22 protein-coding genes and 1 pseudogene are annotated in these 22,833 nt (G+C 72.1%); 10 read left to right on the plus strand and 13 right to left on the minus strand.

Features of this window, described 5'->3' with window-relative positions; genetic code table 11:
* Positions 1-67: 67 nt before the first annotated feature.
* Together ACF061_RS12830 and ACF061_RS12835 are read right to left on the minus strand one after the other, a co-directional pair.
* On the minus strand, positions 68-286 hold the full coding sequence (locus tag ACF061_RS12830; RefSeq protein ID WP_392266875.1) for a hypothetical protein: 219 nt from the start codon (positions 284-286) through the stop codon (positions 68-70).
* A 784-nt stretch (positions 287-1,070) separates the two neighbouring features.
* Entirely contained in the window at positions 1,071-1,421 is a 351-nt protein-coding gene (locus ACF061_RS12835) for a trypco2 family protein (RefSeq protein WP_392266876.1), read from the minus strand.
* A 91-nt stretch (positions 1,422-1,512) separates the two neighbouring features.
* Between ACF061_RS12835 and ACF061_RS12840 the strand changes: the two genes are divergently transcribed.
* From ACF061_RS12840 to ACF061_RS12870, 7 genes and pseudogenes are all read left to right on the plus strand, one after another.
* Positions 1,513-2,835, plus strand: a complete 1,323-nt coding sequence (locus ACF061_RS12840; RefSeq protein WP_392266877.1) for a serine protease — start codon at positions 1,513-1,515, stop codon at positions 2,833-2,835.
* Between the two features lie 46 nt (positions 2,836-2,881).
* Positions 2,882-5,191, plus strand: a complete 2,310-nt coding sequence (locus ACF061_RS12845) for a tetratricopeptide repeat protein (protein WP_392266878.1) — start codon at positions 2,882-2,884, stop codon at positions 5,189-5,191.
* Between the two features lie 190 nt (positions 5,192-5,381).
* Positions 5,382-6,770 (plus strand): vWA domain-containing protein, encoded by a 1,389-nt coding sequence (locus ACF061_RS12850; RefSeq protein ID WP_392266879.1) that lies wholly within the window; start codon positions 5,382-5,384, stop codon positions 6,768-6,770.
* A complete protein-coding gene (locus ACF061_RS12855) occupies positions 6,767-7,789 on the plus strand; it encodes a hypothetical protein (RefSeq protein ID WP_392266880.1) in 1,023 nt (340 codons plus the stop codon). Before ACF061_RS12850 ends, ACF061_RS12855 begins: the two co-directional genes overlap by 4 nt.
* On the plus strand, positions 7,786-9,054 hold the full coding sequence (locus ACF061_RS12860; RefSeq protein ID WP_392266881.1) for an ABC transporter substrate-binding protein: 1,269 nt from the start codon (positions 7,786-7,788) through the stop codon (positions 9,052-9,054). Before ACF061_RS12855 ends, ACF061_RS12860 begins: the two co-directional genes overlap by 4 nt.
* A gap of 83 nt (positions 9,055-9,137) precedes the next feature.
* Entirely contained in the window at positions 9,138-9,473 is a 336-nt protein-coding gene (locus tag ACF061_RS12865) for a phosphatase PAP2 family protein (RefSeq protein WP_392267041.1), read from the plus strand.
* Positions 9,474-10,015: 542 nt separating this feature from the next.
* Positions 10,016-10,231: pseudogene (locus ACF061_RS12870) on the plus strand (helix-turn-helix domain-containing protein); the annotation flags it as partial.
* Between the two features lie 538 nt (positions 10,232-10,769).
* On the opposite strand, the gene ACF061_RS12875 reads toward ACF061_RS12870, so the two are convergent.
* The 3 genes from ACF061_RS12875 to ACF061_RS12885 form a co-directional block, all read right to left on the minus strand.
* Positions 10,770-11,774: a MerR family transcriptional regulator gene (locus ACF061_RS12875; RefSeq protein WP_392266882.1), complete on the minus strand. Its 1,005-nt coding sequence runs from the start codon at positions 11,772-11,774 to the stop codon at positions 10,770-10,772.
* A gap of 3 nt (positions 11,775-11,777) precedes the next feature.
* Positions 11,778-12,443 (minus strand): HEAT repeat domain-containing protein, encoded by a 666-nt coding sequence (locus tag ACF061_RS12880; protein WP_392267042.1) that lies wholly within the window; start codon positions 12,441-12,443, stop codon positions 11,778-11,780.
* A gap of 102 nt (positions 12,444-12,545) precedes the next feature.
* Entirely contained in the window at positions 12,546-12,704 is a 159-nt protein-coding gene (locus ACF061_RS12885; protein ID WP_392266883.1) for a hypothetical protein, read from the minus strand.
* A gap of 165 nt (positions 12,705-12,869) precedes the next feature.
* Between ACF061_RS12885 and ACF061_RS12890 the strand changes: the two genes are divergently transcribed.
* Positions 12,870-14,108, plus strand: coding sequence for a phosphatidylserine/phosphatidylglycerophosphate/cardiolipin synthase family protein (locus ACF061_RS12890; protein ID WP_392266884.1), 1,239 nt, complete (start codon positions 12,870-12,872; stop codon positions 14,106-14,108).
* Positions 14,109-14,486: 378 nt separating this feature from the next.
* Here ACF061_RS12890 and ACF061_RS12895 read toward each other — a convergent pair whose 3' ends face one another.
* A complete protein-coding gene (locus tag ACF061_RS12895; RefSeq protein WP_392266885.1) occupies positions 14,487-14,759 on the minus strand; it encodes a hypothetical protein in 273 nt (90 codons plus the stop codon).
* A 162-nt stretch (positions 14,760-14,921) separates the two neighbouring features.
* Between ACF061_RS12895 and ACF061_RS12900 the strand changes: the two genes are divergently transcribed.
* Both ACF061_RS12900 and ACF061_RS12905 read left to right on the plus strand, forming a co-directional pair.
* Entirely contained in the window at positions 14,922-15,545 is a 624-nt protein-coding gene (locus tag ACF061_RS12900; protein ID WP_392266886.1) for an ArsR/SmtB family transcription factor, read from the plus strand.
* Between the two features lie 124 nt (positions 15,546-15,669).
* Positions 15,670-16,080: an HIT family protein gene (locus ACF061_RS12905; RefSeq protein ID WP_392266887.1), complete on the plus strand. Its 411-nt coding sequence runs from the start codon at positions 15,670-15,672 to the stop codon at positions 16,078-16,080.
* A gap of 465 nt (positions 16,081-16,545) precedes the next feature.
* Here the strand turns inward: ACF061_RS12905 and ACF061_RS12910 are convergent, their stop codons facing one another.
* From ACF061_RS12910 to ACF061_RS12940, 7 genes are all read right to left on the minus strand, one after another.
* On the minus strand, positions 16,546-17,505 hold the full coding sequence (locus tag ACF061_RS12910) for a C45 family autoproteolytic acyltransferase/hydolase (RefSeq protein WP_392266888.1): 960 nt from the start codon (positions 17,503-17,505) through the stop codon (positions 16,546-16,548).
* A 283-nt stretch (positions 17,506-17,788) separates the two neighbouring features.
* Complete coding sequence (locus ACF061_RS12915; protein ID WP_392266889.1) at positions 17,789-18,850, minus strand: sulfite oxidase; 1,062 nt, start codon at positions 18,848-18,850, stop codon at positions 17,789-17,791.
* Between the two features lie 494 nt (positions 18,851-19,344).
* Positions 19,345-19,548, minus strand: coding sequence for a cold-shock protein (locus ACF061_RS12920; RefSeq protein WP_392266890.1), 204 nt, complete (start codon positions 19,546-19,548; stop codon positions 19,345-19,347).
* Positions 19,549-19,861: 313 nt separating this feature from the next.
* Entirely contained in the window at positions 19,862-20,191 is a 330-nt protein-coding gene (locus ACF061_RS12925) for a hypothetical protein (protein WP_392266891.1), read from the minus strand.
* A gap of 48 nt (positions 20,192-20,239) precedes the next feature.
* Positions 20,240-20,617, minus strand: coding sequence for an STAS domain-containing protein (locus ACF061_RS12930; RefSeq protein ID WP_392266892.1), 378 nt, complete (start codon positions 20,615-20,617; stop codon positions 20,240-20,242).
* Positions 20,618-20,645: 28 nt separating this feature from the next.
* Complete coding sequence (locus ACF061_RS12935; protein ID WP_392267043.1) at positions 20,646-21,839, minus strand: PP2C family protein-serine/threonine phosphatase; 1,194 nt, start codon at positions 21,837-21,839, stop codon at positions 20,646-20,648.
* Between the two features lie 224 nt (positions 21,840-22,063).
* A complete protein-coding gene (locus ACF061_RS12940; protein ID WP_392266893.1) occupies positions 22,064-22,813 on the minus strand; it encodes an SDR family NAD(P)-dependent oxidoreductase in 750 nt (249 codons plus the stop codon).
* Between the last annotated feature and the right edge of the window lie 20 nt (positions 22,814-22,833).

Genomic DNA, 22,833 nt, shown 5'->3' on the forward strand with positions numbered 1-22,833 from the left:
CCGAGTTTGCGTCCGGGCCGTGCGGCGGCTCGTCTGGCGGGTGGGACGGGAGGCTCGGTGGGCGTCGTCACTGGGCGCCGTCCTCCTTGTCCGCCGTCGGCGCCACGCGCGGCCTCGGGGCGGGCGCGGTCCGTGTGCGGGTGGCGCCGGCGATCTGCTGCACGGTCAGGCCGAGGGCCGGGGCGAGCGTGGCGACCGCGGCCACCTGACCGATCACCGCCATCACGACGCTCCAGACGAACACCGTCGCCGTGGCCGCGATGACCGCTATCTGCTTTCCTGCCATGCAGGACTCCCTTGGGAATACGGGTCGGTCGGTTCACGTCCCGACGGCCCATCCGGAGGCGGCCGGGACTCTCCGGAAGGACGGGTGCCGAGTCCGTCTCCGAGAGGGCAACCAGCATGACCACAACAGGAGTTGCCAGGCGATGTGATCACCGATTCACGGAACAATCGCCGCCGCGGGACAGCCGGAGGGCGATCGCCGCGTGCCCGTTGCGGCACGGGGCGTGGCCGACGGACGCGCTTTCGGTGGGAAGTTCCCGGTTCTCCTTGCAATTGCACGGCCGACCCGCGTCAATGGAATCAGGACACCCATGGTGTCGGTCTTCCATCCGGGAGAGCCGCTCCCGTGCCGAGACGGGGAGCGGGCATCACCGCTCTCGCCTGGCCGCAACAGGGCCAGGCGAGAGCGGAACAGTCCCGCGGGACACCCGACCGCGGCCCAGGGCACTGACGGCGTTCCCCGCGCCACGCCCACGGTTCGGCGTCGGAATCACGCCAGGCGGGCAGGGGCCCGGCGACAGGGTCCACGACCTGTCCAGGGTCCACGCCCTGTCCGGCGAGCCCCGGGAAGCGAATACGGTCGGCCGGTCTCCCCCGCGGCCTCGACGTCGGCGGTCGGCGCGCCCCGTGCCGCGGCTCCGAAAACGGTGTGCGTGATCCGGCGCCACCGTGGACGACGGCGGCCGCGGCGGGACGAGTGGGCCGCGTCTGCGCCGAGGCGGTCGGGTCGGGTGGGTGGACGTCCGCCGCCCGACGAGTCACCCGACCCGTTGCATGCACACGGTCTAGTCCCGCGAGAGCGACCCGTCGTAGGGGTCCGGCCGGTGGCGGGGGGCGGCGTCCTCCCGGCTCACCTGGTGGTGGCGGCCGTCGGGGCCGGGGAGGGGCTTGAGGTCCACCTGGATGCGGTGCGTGGAGTCGTGGCTCACCGAACCGCCCAGACGTGCCTCGACCACACCGAGACGCAGCCCCGCCCCGCCCTCGCCGGCCCGGTGGAACTGCACCGCGAACTCCAGGCTGACCTGCTCCACGCTGAACCGCCAGTCGCTCTCCGCGCCTTCCGCCTGGGCCCGGGCAAGCTCCGCACGGACCGTGCCGATGGCCTCCGCGAGACCGATCGGTTGCGCATCCCTCATGTCAACACACCCCCGGTTGTTGTCGATTGACCGATTCAAGCTCCTCACGAGTCTAGGGACGCGCGCTGCTTTGCACGTAGTGTGGGACAGCATGGGGGAACTGCGTGCGGACTGGAGGCTCAGGCTGCGGCGCGAGGGCGCGCACGGTCCCATCTGCGGCGCCGGCGTACTCGTCGACCAGCACACGGCACTGACCTGTGCACACGTGGTGCGCCACCCGGACGCCGTGATGTGGCTGGAGTTCGCCGAGAACAGCCGGCTCGAGGCCGTCTCCGCACGCGTCCTGCCCGGCGGCTGGCTGCCGAAGGCCGGCAGCGGCGAGGACGTCGCGGTGCTGCGCCTGGACAGCCCGCGTCCGCAGGCGCGCCCGGCCCCGCTGGAAGCGACGCTGTGGGGCGGGATGGAGGTGTACGCGACCGGTTACGCGAACGGCTTCGACGACGGCATGTCCCTGTGGGGGCGGATCAGCGGCGCCAGTGGTGAACTGGTGCAGCTCGACGCCTTCACCAAGGGGGAGGTGGTGCGGCCCGGTTTCAGCGGCGCGGCCGTGTGCACCCGGCCGCGTGAGGACCGTTCGGCCCGTGTGGTCGGCCTCGTCGTCAGCTGGCGCGGTGACATGGGCGGCCCGCTGCCCGAGGACAACCGGCTCGCCTTCTCGTATCTGGTTCCCGTCAGCCGCATCGCCGAACTGTCGCCGCTGATAGCCGAGTTGAGCAGTCCGTGGGCCTGGGACCGCGATTTCGAGGAACGGCTGACCCGGTGGTTCGACGACCCGGACGAGGACCCGGTGAAGATCACCGTGGTGCCTCCGGGCAGCGGCAAGGACCGCTCGCTGCGCCATCTGCTGCACCGCGCCCACGTCGTCCACCGCGGCGGCGCCAGCAGGCCCGATCTCATCGACCACGCCCTGGGCCAGGTCGCCTTCCCGGCCGGCGAATACCTGGCGTACTGGGACTGGCTGCGCGGCGCCAAACCCCGGCCCGCGCAGGCGGCCGACCGCGCGCCCGTCCGGCCGGTCACGGTCCTCGTCGACGGTCTCGACGAGGAACCCCAGCCGGGTCCGCTGATCGAACTCCTCGACCGGCTCCGTGGGTTCGGCTTCCGGCTGTTGCTCGTCTTCCGCCATGAGGGCGGTACCGGCTGGACCGCGTCCCGCGACCGGCTGCTGCGGCCCGCGCTCCTCGGCCACGCCGACGCGCTGCTGGAGCGCCTGCGAATCGTGGAGTTCGGCCAGGCGGTCCTCCGCGACGTCGTCGACAGCGAGTCCCTCGGCTCCGTGACCGAGACGGCCGACCGGCGCGGGGCCGAGCGCCGTCTGATCGACACCGTGCGGGACCCGCAGGAGCAGCTCAACCGACTGCGCACGCTGATCAGGACCCTGCGCACCGACCTCAGCCGTCATGGTGGCCGGTGACGCGCCGCTCTGCCCGGCCCGGGCAGGTGAGGAGGACCACGAGAGGATGACGACCTGCCCGCACCGGCGTTTCGACGGCGCCCCCTGCGGCGGCGCCGTGCTGGCCACCGGCCGCTGTGCCGTATGCGGCCGTGCGGAGGACGGCCCCGGGCTGCCCGCCCTGCCCGGGGACCCGAGGGAGCTCGGCCCCCGCGAGCTCCTCTCGCTCCCCGAGCGCGAGCCGCGTCCCGCCGGGGAACGCCTCCTCCCTCCCGACGCGCCGCTGCGCATCCGCATGGGCTGCTCGTCCGCCGACTGCGGCATCACCTTCGCCCCGCCCTACACCGAGGGCCCGGTGCCGATCAAGGGGTTCTGCCCGGCCTGCGGCGAGCGCTACTCGTACCAGCCCGAACTCACCGCGGGCGAGATGCTGCGCGACCAGTACAAGATCATGGGGCCCATCGCGCACGGCGGCCAGGGGTGGGTCTACCTCGCCGAGGACACCCATCTCGGTGACGTCGTCGCCGTCAAGGGGCTGCTCAACCGCTACGAGCACGACGGCGCCCGGCTCGCCGACGTCGAACGCCGCAACCTCGTCGCCATCCGCCACCCCCGCATCGTCCAGATCCGCGACTTCGTCGCCCGGATCGACGGCACCGGTCAGGTCACCGGCGGCTACATAGTCATGGACGACGTCGGTGACGGCACCCTGGCGAAAGTCGTCGAGGAGGTCCGGCGCGGTGAGTCCGTCCTGGACATCGAGCACGTCGCGGCGTACGGCTGCCAGATCCTCGAAGCCTTCGTCCACCTGCACGCCTACGGTGAACGGGTCTTCGTGTACGGGGACATGAAGCCGTCCAACGTCGTGCACCACAAGGACGGCGTCAAGGTCATCGACCTGGGCGGCATGCGCGAACAGGGCCAGAGCCAGCCGCCCGCCCATGTCACGGACGAGTACATGGCGCCCGAGACCGGGGCCACGGACATACCCACCGTCGCCCACGACCTGTACACCGTCGGCGTCACCCTGGACAGACTCGCCCGCTGGGCCGTCGCCGTGGTGCCCGGCCTCGGCACCGCTTCCTTCCGGCAGGTCGTGGACCGCGCCGTCCGGCCCGACCCGGGCCGGCGCTTCACCGACGCCCGCGAGATGGTCGGCCAACTGCGCGGGGCACTGCGGGAGATACGCGCGCTGCGCGGCAAGAGCGACCCGCCCGAGCCGTCGGACTACTTCCGTCCCTCCGCTCAGCTCCTCGGCGCCCGGCTCGGCACGGTGCCGGACATCGAGCACTGGCTGCGCCGCCCCCGCCGCGACCGGTACGAGCCCCCCGCGGCACCGGCCCTCGACCTCGGCGCCCCCACGCCCACCGAGATCGCCGGCTGCCTGCCGGTGCCGAGGCCGTACCCGGGCGATCCGCAGGCCGCGCGGTTCGAGGTGAGCAGCGGCTACGACCCGGGCCAGCTCCTCGGCCAGGAGGGCGAGAAGCCTCCCTCGGTGGAGATCCGCCTGCACAACGTGCGGGTCCTGCTGGGCCGGAACACCCGGCAGGACCTGGAGCAGGCGCAGGAGGAACTCGACATCGCGGACTCCATCCCCGGGCCGCCCGCCGTGCGCCGGTGGCGGCTGGAGTGGCACCGCGCCCTGCTCGCGCTGCGCAGCGCCGGCCTCGACGACGACCCGCGGCAGGTCGCCCGGGCCAAGTCCCACTTCACGCGGGTCCAGCTCGAACTGCCCGGCGAGTACGCGCCCAAACTGGCCCTGGCCTACTGTGAGGAGCGGCTCGGCGGTGACACGCCCGGCCCCACCGCCAGGGAACTGTACGAGGCGGTGTTCGCCCGCAACCCCGCGCACGGCGGCGCCGCACTCGGGCTGGCCCGGCTCGCGCTGCGCGCCGGCGACCGCCGGGCGGCCATCGACGTGCTCGGCCGGGTCCGGCAGGGCACCCTCGACCACACGGTCGCCCGGATCGCCTCGCTGCGCATACGCGCGGCCCGGTTGCCCGGAGACGGTGACCCGCTGCCCGCACCGGCCGAGGTCGACGCGGCGCTGGCCGAACTGCCCGGCCTCGTGGCCCAGCGGCCGGGCGCCGGGGAACCGAGCCTGTCGGAGGACGAGGCGCTGCGCCTGAGCACGGAACTGCACGAGTGGAAACTCGACGCGGTGCACGGCCTCAGCGACCACCGCCGCTCCCCGGGCAGGAGTGCCGGACGGCTCGACGCCCGTGGCCTTCGGCGGCTGAGCACGCCGGAGCGCGCGTTGCGCGAGCAGTTGGAGGCGCACTACCGGCACCTGGCGGCACGGCACCGGGAATCACCCGCCGCTCACGAACACCTCATGGACCTCTCGCATGCGGTACGGCCCCAGACGGTGTTCTGAGGCGCACGGCACGACGGCACGAGCTCGAACGGCACACGCCACGCACGGCACACGCCGCGCACGACACGACGGCACGCCGCGCACGACACACGGCACACGCCACGCACGGCACACGCCACGCGACACGACAGCACGCCACGCACGGCACACGGCACGCACGGCGACTAAGGGAAGGAGCGTGACGTACGGCATGAGCAGCCACACCCGGCCGCCGCGGCCGGGCATCCGCCTGCACGTCGACCTCGACCACGATCTGCGTCCCCACCGGAACGCGAAGATCGAAGCCCGGCTTCGGGTCGACGTGGCCGCCGACGGCGCTCCCACCGACCTGCCCGCGGTCCAGCTCGCCGTGATCATCGCGGTGGACGTCGCCGAGCCGAACCGGGGGTTCGTCCGGCACGCCCTGCCGGCCGCCCTGCGCGCCCTGCCCGACCGCATCTCCTTCACCGTGCTCGGCAGCGGCCCCGAGCCCGTCCGGTGCTATCCGCGGGGCGACGACGAGTGGGCCGTCGCCGACCAGCACGAAAGGCGCCGGGCCGCCTTCGTCACAGGCTCCCTCCCCCTGCACCGGGACGGTCCGCGTCCGGCCGGGTACGCCACCTGGGTGGCCGGAGCGCGTGCCCTGCTCGCCGGCCGGCCGGCGTCCGTACGCCACCTGGTGCTGATCACCGACGGCAGCAGCGCCGCCGCGGAGACCCGACTGGAGCGGGAACTGGACGCCTGCGCGGGGCAGTTCACCTGCGACGTGTTCGCCGTGGGCGCGGACTGGGCGCCCGAACCCCTGCTGACCCTCGCCGAACGGCTGCACGGCACCGCCCAGTTCGTGGACGACGGGCTCAGCGGGGCGATCACCACCGCCATCCAGCGGCTGCGCCGGGTGCACGCTCCCCAGCTGCCGATCGAGGTGACCGTGCGGCCCTCCGTGCGCCAGGTCTCGCTCAACGAGAAGGCGCCCCGGCCGCACCGCCTCGGTGGGCTGTCCCAGCCCGGCCGGCCGCACCACTGGAGCTTCCCGACCTACCAATGGCAGCAGGGCAGACGCGACTACCTGCTCACCCTGGTCGCCGACGCCGACGCCGACCCACTGGAGACCGAGCTCCAGTTCGCCATGGTCTCCATCGGCGAGGTCCACGAGCCCGTCCTCGCCCGCTGGCACCTGCCCGAGCAGTCGCCGCCCCATGCCCCGGCGGGGGCCGACAGCGTGCGCGACCTCAACGCCACCGCCAGGATGCGCAGCGCCCTTCGCCGGGGACTCCTCGCCCTCCGGGAACACCAGCGGGGCACCGCCGAGGCTTGTCTGGCACAGGCCGCCCGGCTGGCGCACCAGTTCGGCACGGAATGGGTGCTGAACGAGATCCGCGCGGTCGCCGACATCGAGGACGCGGCCGCTGGGCTGGTGCGCCTGCGCGCCTTCGACGCCCGCACCCTGGGTCCGATGATCCTGCGCGCCGGGTCCCGCCCCGGTGGACCGCCGGCCGACCCCGTCGGTGTGCGGCCGGGCCCGCGCTGCGGCGGTTGCGGTACCCCGGCCGGGAACGATGCGCGGTACTGCGTCACGTGCGGGGAGAAGCTGCTGTGAGGACCGGACGCACCGCCTCCTGGCGCCGGTACCTGCCGGCGGCCCTCTGGCGCGAGCGCCTGCGGCCCTGGCGGACCCGCCGACTGCTGGAGGCGCACCTGCTGGTCCTGTTCGTGTTCGCGGCCGTGGCCGCCACCGCCCTGTTCCTCTCCTTCGGTCAGACCCAGCGCAGCGCCGAGACACTCGCCTCCCGCGAGGCGCCGGCCGTGCAGGGGCTCGCCGCCACCCGGCTCGCGGCGCTGCGTGCGGACCAGGAGGCCCACGCCCTGCTGAGGTTGAACCTGGTCGACGTCGCGGGCTCGGGCGAGACCTACCGGTCCCAGCTCTCCGCCGCCGACCAGGGACTGTCCCGGATCGCCGACCGCACGGACCAGGACCTCGGCACGGTCAAGGGTCTGCTCGCCACCTACAGCAACTCGCTCACTCTGGGCGCCTCCCTCTACCGTGACGAGCCCCTGATGCGGAAGCAGAAGCTCGGCGAGGCGGACTCGCTGCTCACCCGCGACACGGTGGGCCTCGCACCCCGCCTGGACGCGCTGCAGCGGGTCCAGATGGAGCACGCCGAGGCCACGGCGACCATGGGGCGGTGGCAGCACGCCGGATGGTGGCTCGCCGAACTCGCCCTGGCCGTGGTGGCGCTGACCCTGCTCTCGGCCCTGTTCGTGCTGCGCGACCGCTGCGGCCGCGACTGGAACCCGTATCTGCTCGTGGCCTTCGTCCTCACCGTACTGCTCGCGGTGGTCCCGCTGACGACGACCTCCTCCACCGAGGACGCCCTCGCCGGGGCGGTGAGGAATCTGCGGCAGATCACCGAGGTGTCCCGGCAGAGCGGCGCGGGGCCGGCCGACGCGCAGCAGCGCGTCACGGCGGAGTCCGAGGGCGTCCGGCTGGAACTGGCCGACGAGGCCTGGACCGACAAGGTGTACCGGGGCACTCTCGTCGGCGGCCTGCTGGTCATCGTCCTGCCCGCGCTGGGGCTCGGTCTGCGGCTCGACAAGGACTACTGGAGGCGGCGGTGACCCGACGGTTCAGGATGCTGGTCCTCATCGTGGTCATGCTGCTGATCGGCGCCGGCGGCATGGTGGTGGTCTGGGCGCAGCACGACGACGACGTGCCGGTGACCATCCTCGGGACGTGGACGGCCAAGCAGGCGGAACAGTTCGAGGCCGTCCTACGGGACTTCGGCATCCCCTTCCGCTACCAGGGCACGGCGGCCCAGCGCGAGGTGCTGCTCTCCAAGGTGCAGTCGGGCGAGCCCCCGGACATCGTGATCATGCCGGGCATCGGCGAACTCGCCGAGTACGCCGACCAGAACCGCCTCAAACCGCTGAACGACCTGTACGAGCCGCAGGAGTACGGGGCGCCCTGGAAGCCGACCGGCACGCCCTCCGAGAACGTCTACTGGGTGCCGGTCAAGGCGGACCTGAAGAGCATCGTCTGGTACCGCCGGGGCGAAGAGCCCGCCACCTCGCCCGCCCCGCTGCGGAGTTGGTGCATGGGCGTGGGTGACGACGGCGCCTCCGGCTGGCCCGGCACCGACTGGATCGAGGACCTCGTCCTGCAACGGGAGGGCCCGGACGTCTACGAGAAGTGGGCGCTCGCCAAGGGCTCGGTGAAGTGGTGGCGGAGCACCGCGGTGCGCACCGCCTGGGAGGCGTGGGCCGGTCTGCTCCGGCAGGACAGGGGCGCGGCCGAGCATGCCCTGCTCACCGACCACCGTGGCGCCCCGAACAGCAAGGGGCTGCTGTTCGACGGCTGGGGCGGGTGCTCCCTGGAGCACCAGGGCTCCTTCGCGAGCTCCTTCTACCGGAATGAAGCGAAGCACGCGGGTCTGACGGACTCCGCTCCGCTGCTGCCCGGGGGCGGCGGCCGGGTCCGGGCCCATGAGGTGACCGGCGACTTCGCGGCGCTGTTCAGCGAGCGTCCCCAGGCCCGGGAGCTGATCAAGCGGCTGGCCTCCATGGAAGGGCAGAGGAGTTGGGCCGAGAAGGGGGGAATCTTCTCGGCGAACCGTGAGGTGAAACCCAAGGACGGCCTCTTCGAACACGAGATCGCGCAGCGGCTCGGTGCCGGGCCCCGCTGCCTGGACGCCTCGGATGTCATGCCGCCTGCCGTGCGGGACGCCTTCTACGAGGCTGTCCTGCTGACCATCGCAAGGGTCGCCGCCGGTCAGGACGCCGACATACCGGGTCTGCTCAAGGACGTGCAGAGGGTGCAGGACGCGCAGTCCGCGCGGGACGTCCTGCACAGGGCGACTCTGAAGACGGTGTGCAGTAGGCGGTGAGTGAGGGGCGGCGTCCCCGGCCCGCGCAGGTCCGGGGCACGCATCCGGCCGGGACCGCGCCGAGGTGCGGCGCGGCCGTGGTGATGGCCTCGGCCGGGGGCCGGCGGGGGCGACGTGCGGCGGCGGGGCGGGCGGCGTCGGCGTCGGCACAACTGGCCTCCAACGGGCTGTGCAAGCATCTGGCCGACCGGGCCCGGCCCCCGAAGGAATGGATCCCGCACGACGAGGTGGACGACCGCCCCGAGTCGTCGTCGTTCCCTTCCGGGCACACCGCGGCCGCCGTGGCGTTCACCGCGGCCGTCCTCGCCACCTGGCCTCTCGCCGGCGTCCTGTGCGCGGTTCCGGCCGCCATGGTGGCGATCGAGCGTGGGCAGAGCGCGGCGCCCACTACCCCAGCGACGTCGCCGCGGGCGCCGTGATCGGACTGGCCGGTTCCTGGCTCGTCCGGCACGCCCCCGCTGCCGTGCCGCGACGGCAACTGCCCCAGCCGTACCGGCCGGACGCGCGCACGGACAGCGTCCGGCGAAGCACTCGCGCGGGGCGTCGGTGCGGCCTCGACACCACCGAACGCGCGCGGAGCAGAAGCCGGCCGGGCCCCGGCCACCGGCCGTGATCCGCTCTCCGCCCGTGCGGTTCACACCGTGCCCGGCAGTGCCGCACCGGACGGGTGACAGCCTGCGCCGGCGCACCCCCACCACGGCCCTGGGGCCCGCCGGTTCGGTCCGTTCCCGCAACGCGGCGGGTTGGCCGCCGGGGTCGGCCGGCTTCTCCGCGTTCGGGCGGTGCGCGGCCTGCGCACGGGACGGTGCGGCCACCGGGGACGAGATTGTCGGGACGGTCCGCCACGGCCGGGGGTTCCGGCGTCCAGGCCGTGACCGGCCCGCAGTTCGGGGTAGACGACGACCAGACCCGGCCGACGACCACACCCGGCCGACGACCAGCGAAGGGACGAGTCGCGGACAAGGGCAAGCAGATCACCGGTACGGCCCGCGAGAAGCTCGCGCAGGAGATGAAGAAGCAGTACGACCAGGGCATGTCGATACGGGCCATCGCCGAGGCGCACGGGCGGTCGTACGGGTTCGTGCACCGTGTGCTCACCGAGACGGACGTCTCCCTGCGCGCGCGGGGCGGGAACCATCCTCCCCAGCGGCTCGAGGACGCCAGTCGTTCACGGTGACGGCGCCCGCCAGGGTTCCGTGTGCCCCGCGCCCCGCCGGCGCGGGGCGCGCGACGGCCTCCCCGGTCACCGCGCGCGGCCTCCACCAAGACGGCACAGGGCAGGCGTGCGGCGCCTCGTCGCCCTGAACCGATCGCTCGGCAGGCGCGTGACCGGGACCGGCCGTCGCAGGGCTGCACCTACCGCCCGCCGCTCGGGAACGTGACCGCCGTCGCGCCGCGTCAGCCGTGGATCACCGACATCGGCGACCGGTGGGTTCCGCCGGCCCCGGCCACGCCAGGTCCGCGGCCCGGCGGTCCCATCGGTACGCCGTCGATCCCGGTGCGGAGCCGGTCCGTCCCAACCTCCCCGACCGGTTGCCGAGTTCGTTCCCCGTGGCGGAGGCCGTGCGGTCGTCGCCGTACGGGTTCGGCGTGTCGCCGGACGGCTTCGTGGCGGAGCCTTGCGCGCAACTGGTCGCAAGGAGGTCCGCCGTTCCCCTTCAGGGGATGGTGATCGCCCCGAGGACCTCGTGGGCGGCGCCCCGGGCGGAGGCGCGTCACCGTGCGTCGCGCAGCCGGAGAAGGTACGTCGCGGTCAGCGCGACGGCACGGTCCGCGTCATGCGACAGTTCCGCGAGGGCACATGACGCCGTCGGCCCCGGGATGCCCGCCAGGGCTTGGGTCAGCCGTCCGCGAGCCGGCGCACCGGAGGTGTCGTGGGCGAGGCGGTCCACGAGCCCGCTCGCGATCCGATCCGCCGTCGCGGGGTCGCTCGCCAGCACGCTCAGAGCGTCGGCCGCGTCGGTGTCGTTCCTCCCCCGCACGATCATGTCGACGAGCGTCGGGACCGCATCGGCCACGCCACGTGCCCCGAGGGCCAGCGCCGCGTACCCGCGCACCACGACGTCGGGGTCGGCGAGGGCGTCCCCGAGACGCGCGGCGGCCTCGCCACCGGGTATCTCGGCCAGGGCCCGGACGGCGCGTTCCCGCACCGCGGCCACCGGCGAGCCGAGGCCCTCCGCCAGAAGTTTTGGGCCGCGGTCGCCCAGTCGCGCCAGTGCCCATTGGAGGGCTCCGGCGACGATCGGGTCCCGCTCGCTCAGCACCGCCTCGACCAGGGCCTCCACCGGCGCCGCGACCCCGTCGACGCTGGAGAGGGCCGCGCGCTGGCGCGCGCCGGCGCTTCCCGACTCCAGCGCACGCAGGAGCGCGACGACCCGGAGGACGTCCTCCCAGCCGGCCGGGTCCGCGGCGTCGATCCGGCGCAGCCGCGTGAGCAGCGCGGTCTGCGCCGCGATGCTTTCGCGCGTACGACGCACGAGATCGTCGACGAGCGCCGAGGGCGTGAAGCCCGGGTCGTCGAGCGCGCGTCCGATCTCACGCAGCGACAGCCCCAGCGACCGCAGGCTCTCGATGTGGAAGATCCGCTGGATGTCCTCCCCGGAGTACTCCCGGTAGCCGGAGCCGGTGCGCTCCGAAGGACGCACCAGACCGAGCGACTCGTAGTGCCGGAGCATGCGGGCACTGACCCCGGACCGTCGCGCCACCTCACCGATCAACACGTTCTATCGTCCCTCCTGGCCAAAGTCGCCGAGGGCCACGACGCGCTTCGCCTCCTCGATCGCGTACTCGAATCCGGCGTCCGGGTCACGCAGCAGCCGTTGGGTCGCGAGCGCGTGGGCGCGCGTGCGCGGGTCGGGGGCCGTCGTCGCGGCGAGCAGGGCCGGCACCGTCACCTCTCCCAACGCGACAAACGCCCGGCTGAGACTGAGCTGCGTAGCCCGCCCACCACGGCCGAGCTGCGTCGCCAGCGCGGTCGCCAGCGCGGACTCCTCACCTTCCGGCACTAGTAGGACCGAGGCCCGCCAGGCGCTGCGCGCCACCTCCTCGTCGGCGTCGGACAGGAGCGCCCGGGTGATCGCCGGCCACGCCCGCCGGTCCCCGATCTTGGACAGCGTGTGCAGCGCCTGGCTCCGTGCCTGCGCACGCTCCGAGCGGACCTCGGCCAGCAGCACGGGAAGCGTCAACGACGCCGGATGGCGGGTGAGCGCCCAGGTCAGCATGTCGCGCACGAAGAACTCGGGCTCGATCGCGCATCGCTCGACGAGCTTGTCGACGAAGCGCGGGTCGGGTGTCGTGCCGAGCGCCAGAGCGGCTCGCAGTCTGACGGACGAACGGCCGTCCTCCAGCCGCTCCAGCACCCGCACCGCAGCCGTGTCCTGCCCTGTCATCAGGACCACCTCCTTGGCGAGCAGTGAAGACCCTGTCACCGTGTCAAGGTCAAACAGGGCCCGCCGCGCGAGCACCGGTCACCCGCCGCGTCCCGCAGCGTGTCACACCACCGCCTCCGGATCGCCGCCGCCGAGCACAGGCACGTCGACGACCTCGCCGGTCTTCTCGTACCGTCGCCGGGCCTCGGGGGCGGCCGTTTCCCGCTCGGCGACACCCTCCGTCCCCTCACCGGCGGAGCCGACCTGTCCCCGTTGGGGCACGTCGGGTTCCTCGAAGTCCTCACGTCCACCGACCGAATGCAGGCACGCGCCGTGAAGCGGCATGGTGAAGGGGCGGATTCCTTCGCGAAGTCGTGCTTTGCTGGGCCGGGTTGACCGAACCACGTTTGACCAACCCACCCAACGGAAGGACGGGGGAAGCCGACGATGAGACCATCGCTCGTCAGGGCAGTGTCGGGCAGGCGCGGGGCCGGGGTGCTGTTCGCCGCCGCCGCCTGCGTGGCGGCGCTGCTCGTACCCGCGCAGACCGCCGACGCCGCGACCGTCACCACCGGGCCGGTCTTCAACCGGCCCACCGGCACCACCGTCGACCAGCAGACCATCCGCGCCCAGGTCCGCTCCGTGGTCGCCAACGCGTACAGCGGGTCGATCCTCCGGCTCGCGATGTACCACCTGTGGGACGACACGATCGCCGCGGACCTTCTCGCCGCGAAGGACCGGGGCGTCAGCGTCCGGGTCGTCCTCGACCACAGCACCCTGGACTACCCGTCCTCCTACGACACCCTCAAGGCGGCGCTCGGCACCAGCACCTCCGCGTCGTCCTGGGTCGCCCTGTGCACGTCCGGTTCCTCGTGCCTCGGTCCGGCCGGCACGGGCATCAACCACAACAAGTTCCTGCTGGCGAGCAGTGTGGGCGGCGGCGCGCAGAAGAACGTCGTCGTCCAGCTCACCTCGAACCTCACGCCGTCCAACTACAGCCGTTACTGGAACAGTTCGCTCACCGTCGCCGGGATCACCGACCTCTACGACGGCTATGTCGGGTACTTCACGCGCCTGCCGGCCCAGAACCGCTCCGCCTGGTCCTACACCTACGGCAACGCGGGCGACTACAAGTACTACTTCTTCCCCCGGGCGGGGAGTGACGCGAGCACCGACACCGTGGTCAACGCCCTGGACAACATCACCTGCCGCTGGTCGGACTCCGCCGGTGCGCACCGCACCACCGTCCACGCCGCCATGCTGAAGATCACCCGGCAGGCCGTGGCGGACAAGCTGCGTGCGCTGGCCGGGGCGGGATGCCTGGTCGACCTGGTCTACAGCGAGACCGACGCCGGCACCTGGAGTGCCCTGCACGGTGTCTCCGGCATCACCAACCGCTGCTACCAGCATGACGACGACGCGGACGCCTCGACGCCCCGGCGGATCGTGCACTCCAAGAACTTGCTGGTCGACGGCATGTACGCGGGCACGGTCCAGAAGGTCATGTGGACCGGCAGTCACAACTGGAGCGGCCCGGCGCTGCGCAACAACGACGAGGCCATGCTCCGCGTCACCACGGCCTCGGTGTACGACGCCTTCGAGGGGAATTTCCAGGACGTGCGCGCCGCGGCAGTCCCCGGCACCAGTGACGACGTCGCCATCTGCAAGAGCGACGACGTCGACTGATCCGAACCGCACGGCACCTGCCGTGAGTACGGGCGGGGGGCGGTCATCACATGCCGGGCCGGCCGGGCGGAGCGGTCCGGCAGGCCGGCCGGCCCGGCGTCGGCCGCGGTGCCCCGGTGCGAGTCGCCGCCTCCGCAGCACGCCATGGCCGGGACCGCGGGCACGACAGCCCCGCGTCCCGGCCACGGGGCGTACACGGCCGCCCGGAACGAAGCGGTCGGCACATACGGGCTACCCGTCTTCCGTTCGGGAGGTTGCTCGACCGGGGGCGTCGGTCGGATGCCCGGGGAAGGGTGCGCGGGACGACGCATGGCCGGCTGCCGGCGCCACCCTCCGCGGAACCCGGAGGCAACGAGCCATTCCGCGCCGACGGGCGCCTCAATGACGCTGAGCGGTCAACAGCCAAGCCACGTCGACGAAGGCGATGGCACCCCAGATCCAGCAGACGACCGGGACCGCGGTCGGCGCCAACGCCGTGGCGAGGGCGCCCAGACCCACCGTGCCCAGCACCACCCCCGCACTGCGCCTGGTGGCCAGCGCGGTACGCAGGGGGCCTGGCTCGGCCAGACGGTCCGCCAGGTAGGCGTCGAACGCCTCGGCGACCTGGTCATCGATCTCGTCACATATCCGCGCATCCAGTGAGTCGGCCACGGCCGGCCCCCTCCAGTCCGAAGAACGTCGAAACGGTAGCCGCCGCCCGCGGTGTGCCAGCAGGTGCGAGCGCCCGCCTGCTTCCATCCTAACCATGACAGAGATTCTCTGCAAAAAGTCTCTGCAATCATCGCAGAGAGTCTCTGCAGTAGGGTGAAGGGCATGGCTGAGCGTTCCGAGACGAGAGTGCTGACGGGCCCGGACCTCAAGGCCTTCTACAAGGCGCTGTCCAACCCGGTGCGCCGCGACATCCTGAGCTACCTCGGCGAGCACGGCGAAGCGAACTCCACCAGCGTCGCCAAGGCGCTCGGCGAGAGCACCGGAACGACCAGCTACCACCTGCGCAAGCTCGCCGATCTCAAGCTCATCGCCGAGGTCGAGGAGCGCTCCAACGGCAGGGAACGCTGGTGGAGATCCCTGATGACGGACATCTTCACGCCCCCGGGGCTGGAGATGACAGCCGCCGAGCGCGAGGCCGCGCTGAAGATCGGCACGCTCAAGATGACGCAGGATCTGAGCCTGGTCGTCAAGGCCTATGCCGGATACGACACTTCGGCAGGCTGGAACCAGATCTACCGCTCCGGTCTGTGGATGACGAAGGACCAGGCAGCGGCCTTCGCCGAGGAGTACCAGACCTTGCTGCGCAAGTACGTGACGGAGCCAGGTGACCGCGCCGCCGGCTCTCGCCGTATGGCCGTACGTCTGGTCATGCTGCCGGACGACGGTTCGGGTTTCGCCCTGTCCGAGGAGAAGGAGAGGGGGCAGGAGGACTCCGCTCCGGAGTGACCGTGCGAACGCTGTCCCACGATCGTCGGTGTCCCGTGCCGGTGAGGCTCGGCCGATGCCGTCGAGGAGTCCGCGCGACGAAATCAGATCGACGGTGGTCACCGTGTGTGACAGAGTCCGCCGCATGGAGTGTCTCTTCTGCCGGCTCGTCCACGAGGGAACCGCCCACTGGGTGGTTCGTGGCTCCTCGGTCTGCGCCTTCGCCCCACTGAACCCGCTCGCTCCGGGACACACCCTGGTGGCGCCGGCCTCCCATCACACGGATGTCTTCGACACACCCGCCGAGGTGTTGGTCGAAACGGTGAAGCTGGCCCAGCGCCTGGCAGGCGCCATGCGCACCGCTCTGAACGCCTCGGGAGTGAACATCCTCAACGCCAGTGGCCCAGGATCCGAACAGTCGGTGCCCCACCTGCACTTCCACGTCGTTCCGCGATGGCCGGCCGACGGCATCTCCACCTGGCCCACCGGACGGTCACAGCACCGACTCATCGGTGATCCGGTCGCGCGGCTCGCCGAAGCCCTCACAGGTTCGTGAGGTACGGCCGTGGAGATCAGCTCGCCAGGACAACGTGGCCATGCGGCGGACGTTCCAGAAGTGCGGCTATGACAAAGAAGCCCACTATCGCGAAGCTTGGCCCGGAGCCGGAGGGCGCCGCCACGACTCGGTCGGGTACGCGATACTGCGCCGGGACTGGGCAACCGGCACCGTGACGCCGACGCGCTGGCATGACGAGCCCTGACCCGCTCACGGACAGGAGTCCTGTGGCGGGCCGCGGTCACCGCGGCGACGGGCGCGACCCCTCGTACCTGCGTGTCTCGGCGGTCCGCCGGTGGAGCGCCGCCCAACTGCCGTTTTCCTCGGTCGAGGATGTGTCGTCCGCGGGTGCCGACGGCACCGTGCCGCGGTCGGGGCTGTGTACCGAGTTCGGCCGTCAGTTTCCCGGCCACGGCCCGCGCCGCCCGCCTCCACGGCCTCGACTCCACCGTCGACGCGCGTGTGTCAGCGGTCACCGCTCCCTTCCGCGAGCCCCAAGGTGACGGTGCGGGATCCTGGGGAGAAGCCGGCGAAGGAGTGCTCCCAGCTCTCCCCGGGCCAGTGGTACGCCACGCGGCCCTCGGCGGGACGGTAGTGGGCCGTGTAGACCGTGCCCAGCCACTCGTCGTACGCGCACTGGTACAGCGGCGGTCGTAGCATCGCCGTGACGTCGATGCCGGCCGCCTGTGCGGCGGCCAGCCTCGTCCGTGTCCGGGTGGCCCGTTCCTGCTCGTCCGACACCGGCAGGTGCTGATGGTTGGACGCGCAGCGGTCCGGCGTCTCGGTCAGCGGGATGTCGGGTCCGACGTGGACCGTCACGGTCCGCCCCGGGTCGACGAGGGTGACGTTCTGCGGGATCGCGACGGGTATGGTGCGCAGTCTGTCCAGCGCCTCGTCGACGGTCCGGCAGGTCTCCAGCAGATAGCGCAGCACCATGGGCATGGCGAAGCCCCGCCCGTGGACGAACCGCCCGCCGAAGGTGAGCGATACCGCGAGACCGGCGTTGTTCATGCCGTCCAGCAGACCCCACCCAGCCTCCTGCATACCGATCACGGGGAGGAGGAAGCGGGAGGAGACGATGGTGCCTTCGCAGTGTTCGGGAGCGAAGTCGTAGTTCCTGAGCAGAGCGCCCTCGCGGCCGATCTGGGTGCACCCGGAGAAGAACGGCCGCACCGCTGCCATGGTGAGGAACGTTCTGGCCCGGGGAGAGGTCAGTTGGCCGGCGAGCCGGTCGAGTGGCGCGACCAGTTCGGGCATGTGCTCCTCGAAGAGCCGCCGGGCGCGGGTCGCGCCTTCGGGTGTCCTCCCCTCCTCGGTCAGCCAGTCCTCCGCGCCCACCATGGCCGGGCGGACGTGCTCGGCCCACCGCCCGTCACCGCCGTCTCCGATCTCGATGGCATGGAACGTCTTGACGTAGTGGCTCATGACGGAGAACTCAACTCCCCCTCCGGTCCGGATTTCAACGCGTGCGGACGCCGCCGGCCGATCAGCGCACACGCGAGGGCGGGCGAGGAGCCCTCGTGAATGTCGTCGTGGATGTCGTCGTGGATGTCGTCGTGGATCTGCCGGCGAGTCGGCGGGCGGCGAAGCCTCGGCGATCGAATGACGTTCGCCGCCGTCCTGCCCCGTCCGACGGGGCGCCGTCCCTCCCGGCGCGGGCGGCGCTCGCGCTTTCGCCTGGTCGCGTCGGACGCCGCCGGAGTGCTTGTCAGCGGCAGAGGACGCGGATTCGAGCCCAGGAGTTGTTGGCGTAGCCCTTGGGGTTCCACAGGTGGACCGGGGACTCGGGCATGACGGCGCCGGTGCAGTCCCACGCCCGGGCGATCACCTCCGTGTCGCCGACGGGCAGGACGAGAGTGGTCCGCCAGTGCTGCCAGGTCCAAGGGCTGTCCGGCCGGTCCAGTGCGGCCTGCCGCCAGCTCCGGCCGCCGTCGAGGGAGACGTCGACGCGGGCGACGGTTCGGTCGTCGCCGGCCAGGGCGTAGCCGGTGATCCCGGTCTCTCCGGGCGGCAGGTGTGCGCCGTCGTCGGGGTACAGGAAGTCGCAGTTCAGGGTGATCGGGCCGAGCGAGATGCCATCGGCGGGCCCGGGCTGCCGGGGGTCGGCCTCGGCGGGCAGGACGCGGTAGGCGACGGCCTGGAAGTAGTTGCCGGACGGCTGGGCCCGGGCGGTGACGTGGGTGAGCCACTTGACGCTGCGGGCGCCGATCCAGCCCGGCACCAGCGCGCGCAGCGGTCCGCCGTGGACGCGGGGCAGCGGTCCGCCGTTCATCGCCCACGCCAGGAGCACTTCCGGCCCCAGGGCCTTGGCGGTGGGGATGGAGCTTCCGTAGGGCTGTGGCGGGTCGGCCAGCCGGGAGACGTCCGGGGCCTCGAAGGCGATGTGCGCGGCCTGCGGGCGCAGACCGGCCGCGTCCAGCACATCGGCCAGCCGTACCCCGGACCAGCAGGCGGTCGAGGTGGCGCCAGGCCCCCACGGGTCCTCGCCGGGGATGTCCCGGACCGCGACCAGGCCGGCCCGCCGGTTCCCCGCGCACTGCAGCGTGGCCTGCACCTCCACCGTCTCGAACTGTCCCCGCAGATCCTTCAGCGACAGCTCCAGTGCCCGCGTGACCAGGCCGTCCACCCGCAACCGCCATGCCGCCGGTTCGATGTCGGGGATCGGTCCGTGGTTGCGGCTGTAGAAGGCGTCGACCGGCGTCCGCCGCCTCCCGGCCAGCGCCGCGCGCGGCGGCTCGGCGTTGAACGGCTCCCGCTCGTGCACCACCATGTCTTCCCGTTTGCCCCACAGGCCCATACGCAGACGAGTACCCGTTCCCGACGGGGGCCGCTACCGGTGACGGCGCGGGCCACCGGGACCGGTGGCGCGTCGCCCCGGACGGTGAGGTGGCGCGTCGCCGTCGCGACCCGGAGCTGCTGCCCTCCCTCGCCCAGCCCGTCCGGGACGGTAAAGCGGACCTGGTGCTCGGGCGGCGCAGGCCGACGACGCACGGCACCTGGCCGATGCACGCCCGGCTCGCCAACCGCGAGCCGGCCCGGCTCATCCGCCGCCGCCAGGTTCGCCACCCTCTTCAAGCGCTACTCTCACGGCCTGGTCTCCTGAGCCGGAGATTCGTCGTTGGTCCCGCTGCCGCGCAGCCCCGATGAGCGGGCCGCTGCTGGGCCGGCGCAAGGGCCTGATCTCGGCGGTCAAGGCCGACCTACGGTCCCTGACCGCCTTCGAGGTCGGGCTGTTCGGCTGGATGGCGCTCGCCGGGAGGCGGCTCAGCCCCGGACGATGTTCTGCGCCTGCGGCCCCTTCGGCCCCTGGCCGATGTCGAACGTGACGTGCTCGCCCTCGGTCAGTTCTCGATAGCCACTGCCCTGGATCTCCGAGTAGTGGGCGAAGACGTCCGGGCCACCGCCGTCCTGAGCGATGAAGCCGAAGCCCTTTTCGGAGTTGAACCACTTAACGGTACCGCTGGCCATACTGTCTTTCCTCTATCCATGCCCGGCTGAAAGATCTCGGCCGGGCGTGCTGCGGCTCCTGGGACATGAGGAGCCGCCCAAGGTTCTACCCCGGTCCTGGGCATCTATCCCGGGGTGAAGAGGAAGCAGACCCGCTCGCCCTATGAGTCCGGCGGACGAGGCCGCTGCCCGGGCGCCGCTGCTCTTCTCGGGAGATCCGGCCGGGCGGCGGGGGTGTGGCGTTCCGGCAGGCCGGCCAGGCCCCGGGGGAGAGCGCAGGCGAGCGAGAATGCCTGCACGGGGCGGTCGTCGTCGTCTTCCAGCGACCGAGCGATCAGGGTCTTCGCTGTTTGGGGGGCTCCGCGCAGTGCTGCCGCAAGATCACTGACGTGGCGTCGCTGGGACGCTCGGTGCAGGAGACGACACCGTTGATGCCGCCGTCGCGCCCGCACCGCACCGTGGTGACGGCGGGCGGAGCGCGGCCCAGGCGTCGGGGTCGGCCGGCCGGGGCGTCCGCGAGCATTCGTGCGGTGCAGGCCTGCTGCCCGGGCAGCCGGTCCGATGCGAGCAGGTCCGGCACCGCCGCCCAGAACGCCGGAACCGCGACGAGCTCGGCCGACGCGAGATGATCACAACACCGGTACCTCCCGAGCACCTGCTGCACCCAGCCTCATCCTCGCGAGTTGCGGATGCCGCCCCGCCCGCCGGTTCTTCACTGCCGGTCGGGCACGGAGTCGGGGGTGGGGTAGCTGTGCAGGATCTGGTCGGCACCGGTCAGGGCCAGCATGCGGCGTACGCGTTCGCTGGGTGCGATCAGGGCCAGGCGGGCGCCGGTGGTCCTGGCTGTGCGGTAGCCCGTGATCAAACAGGTCAGGCCGGTGGAGTCCAGGAACGTGACGCCGGACAGGTCCAACAGCACGCTGTGACCGTCGGTGAGCAGCAGCGAGTGCAGGGCGTCGGCGAGTCGGTGGGCGGTGTGCAGGTCGAGGTCGCCTCGGACGGTGACCAGGTCGCGGTCGGTGCTCAGCGGGCGGACATGCAGGTACGGGGTGTGGTCCTGGTCGTCGGCGATCGGCTGGTCGGTGCTCATCACCGCTTCTTTCCACGTGGGCGGCGGTTCACGGGGTCAGCTCCTGCTGGTGGCCGGCGCGCCACTCGGTGAGCAGGACGGTGGCGTCGTCGTCGAGCTTGCCGTCGTGGTATTCCATGACAGCGGCCATCAGCCGGCGCAGAGCCTCGTGCAGGGTGTGCCGGCCGGAGTGGTGGCGGCGGATGAAGTCGACGAACCGGTCCCGGCCGAACTCGTTCCCGTGCCTGTCGCGGGCTTCGACGATGCCGTCGGTGTACAGCAGCAGACGGTCGCCCGGTTCCAGCTGCTCGGTCGCCATGGTGATGGGCAGGCTCAGGTCGGCGCCCATGGGGCCGGCCGGCGGGCAGGACAGTTCGATGGTCCAGCGGTTGTCGCGGATCAGGAGCGGCAGATGGTGACCGCGGTTGATCCACGTCAGCCGGCCGCTCTCCATGTCCAGGTCGGCCAGGATCGCGGTGACGTAGCGGCGGGCCTGGAACTGCTCGATCAGGGCCTGCTCCACTTCCTGGCTGGTCTCGGTCAGTGTGGCGCCCTGGCGGCGGGCGTTGCGGCAGGCGGACACCGCGACGTTGGCGGTGATTCCGGCGGTGGTGTCGTGGCCCATGGCGTCGAAGACGCCCAGGTGCAGGGCGCTGCCGGCCACGGCGTAGTCGAAGGCGTCCCCGCCGACCTGGTAGGCGGGCTCCATCACCGCGCCGACGGTGACGTCGTGCCCGGCGAAAGCGGGCGGCGGGGTCAGGTTCCACTGCATCTCCGCGGCCACGTTCATGGGCTCGGTGCGCACCAGACGCGCGTAGGAGTCACTGAACGACCGCTTGCTCAGCAGCATCAGAGCCGTCATCGACGCCAGATCGCTCAAGGCCCGGCGGACGGGTCCGGTGTCGGTGTCGGTGTCGGCCCGCAGCACGCCCAACCGTTCCACGCCGTCGGTGACGGCCACCCACCACCGCCGCCGCGCACCCTCGCCCGCCTGGCCCCGTGCGGGTTCGGGGATCAGCTCCACACGCTGGTAGGCCTGGCCGGGCAGACTGCCCGAAACGGTGAACTCCTGCCCACCCTCCCCGGCGTCCAGCCCCCGCCCCGTGACCTGGCGCAGCACCGTTTCCCGGACGTCCACCAGAAACAGGGCCACATCGTGCATGCCCGCCACGGCTGCATGGTCGGCGATCAACTGCGGGAGCTGCTCCAGCGTGGCCGTATGACTGGCCTGCATCAACCGCATCAGCGACACCGCGCTGCTCTCCGTCACAGTCTTGGGCCCTCTCGCCGGGCAGCCGCGCACGCCATGCACGGATGTGCCGCTTCGGAACTCCGTCCCGGCCACGCACGGGTGATACCGATCCTCGGACAGCACGGGTACCCGCTGCTGGAGCGCACGCACTTCAGTGGTCCGGCCGTCCCGTGGCCGGGCACGGGGCCTCTCCGGTGAGCTTCTGGGTAGGCGGGTCAGATCTGGTTCTCGCCGCCGTCGACGTAGAGATTGGCGCCGAGGACGAAGCTGCTCTGGTCGGAGGCGAGGAAGGCGACGACCGCGGCGACCTCCTCAGGGCGTGCCATCCGGCCCAGCGCGGTGTCCGCGGCGAGCTTGGCCCGGAGGCCGGCCGCGTTCTCCTGCCCGACCAGGTTGGTGACCCCGGGGGTGTCGACCGGACCCGGCGAGATGGCGTTGACCCGGACGCCTCGATGCTTGAGCTCGTTGGCCCAGACCCGGGCGAAGGACCGTACGGCGGCCTTGGACGCCGCGTACAGACCGAACCCCTCGGCACCGTTGTCGGCGGCGGTTGAGGCGTTCAGGATCACCGAGGCGCCGTGGTTGAGCAGGGGAAGTGCCTTCTGCACGGTGAACAGCGTGCCCCGCACGTTGATGTCGAAGACGTGGGCGAGGTCCTTCTCGGTGATCTGCTCAAGCGGCACCAGCGAGGCGGTCGCGGCGTTCGCGAAGAGCACGTCCAGGCCCCGACCGCGGAGGCGGACCGCGTCGTACAGCCGGTCCAGGTCGGTCGGGTCGGAGATGTCCCCGGCCACCGCGGTGGCCCTCGTCGCACCGATGGTCTCGACGGCCGTGTCGAGTTCGGCCTTGCGCCGGCCGGTGATGAACACGTGCGCACCCTCGGCCGCCAGTCGCGCGGCGGCGGCGAAGCCGATCCCGGTGCCGCCGCCGGTGACGACTGCGGTCTTGTCCTTGAGCTGGTACATGCGCATGACCTCCGTAAAGT

This window comes from Streptomyces sp. NPDC015220, from assembly GCF_043079345.1.
Lineage (GTDB): Bacteria > Actinomycetota > Actinomycetes > Streptomycetales > Streptomycetaceae > Streptomyces.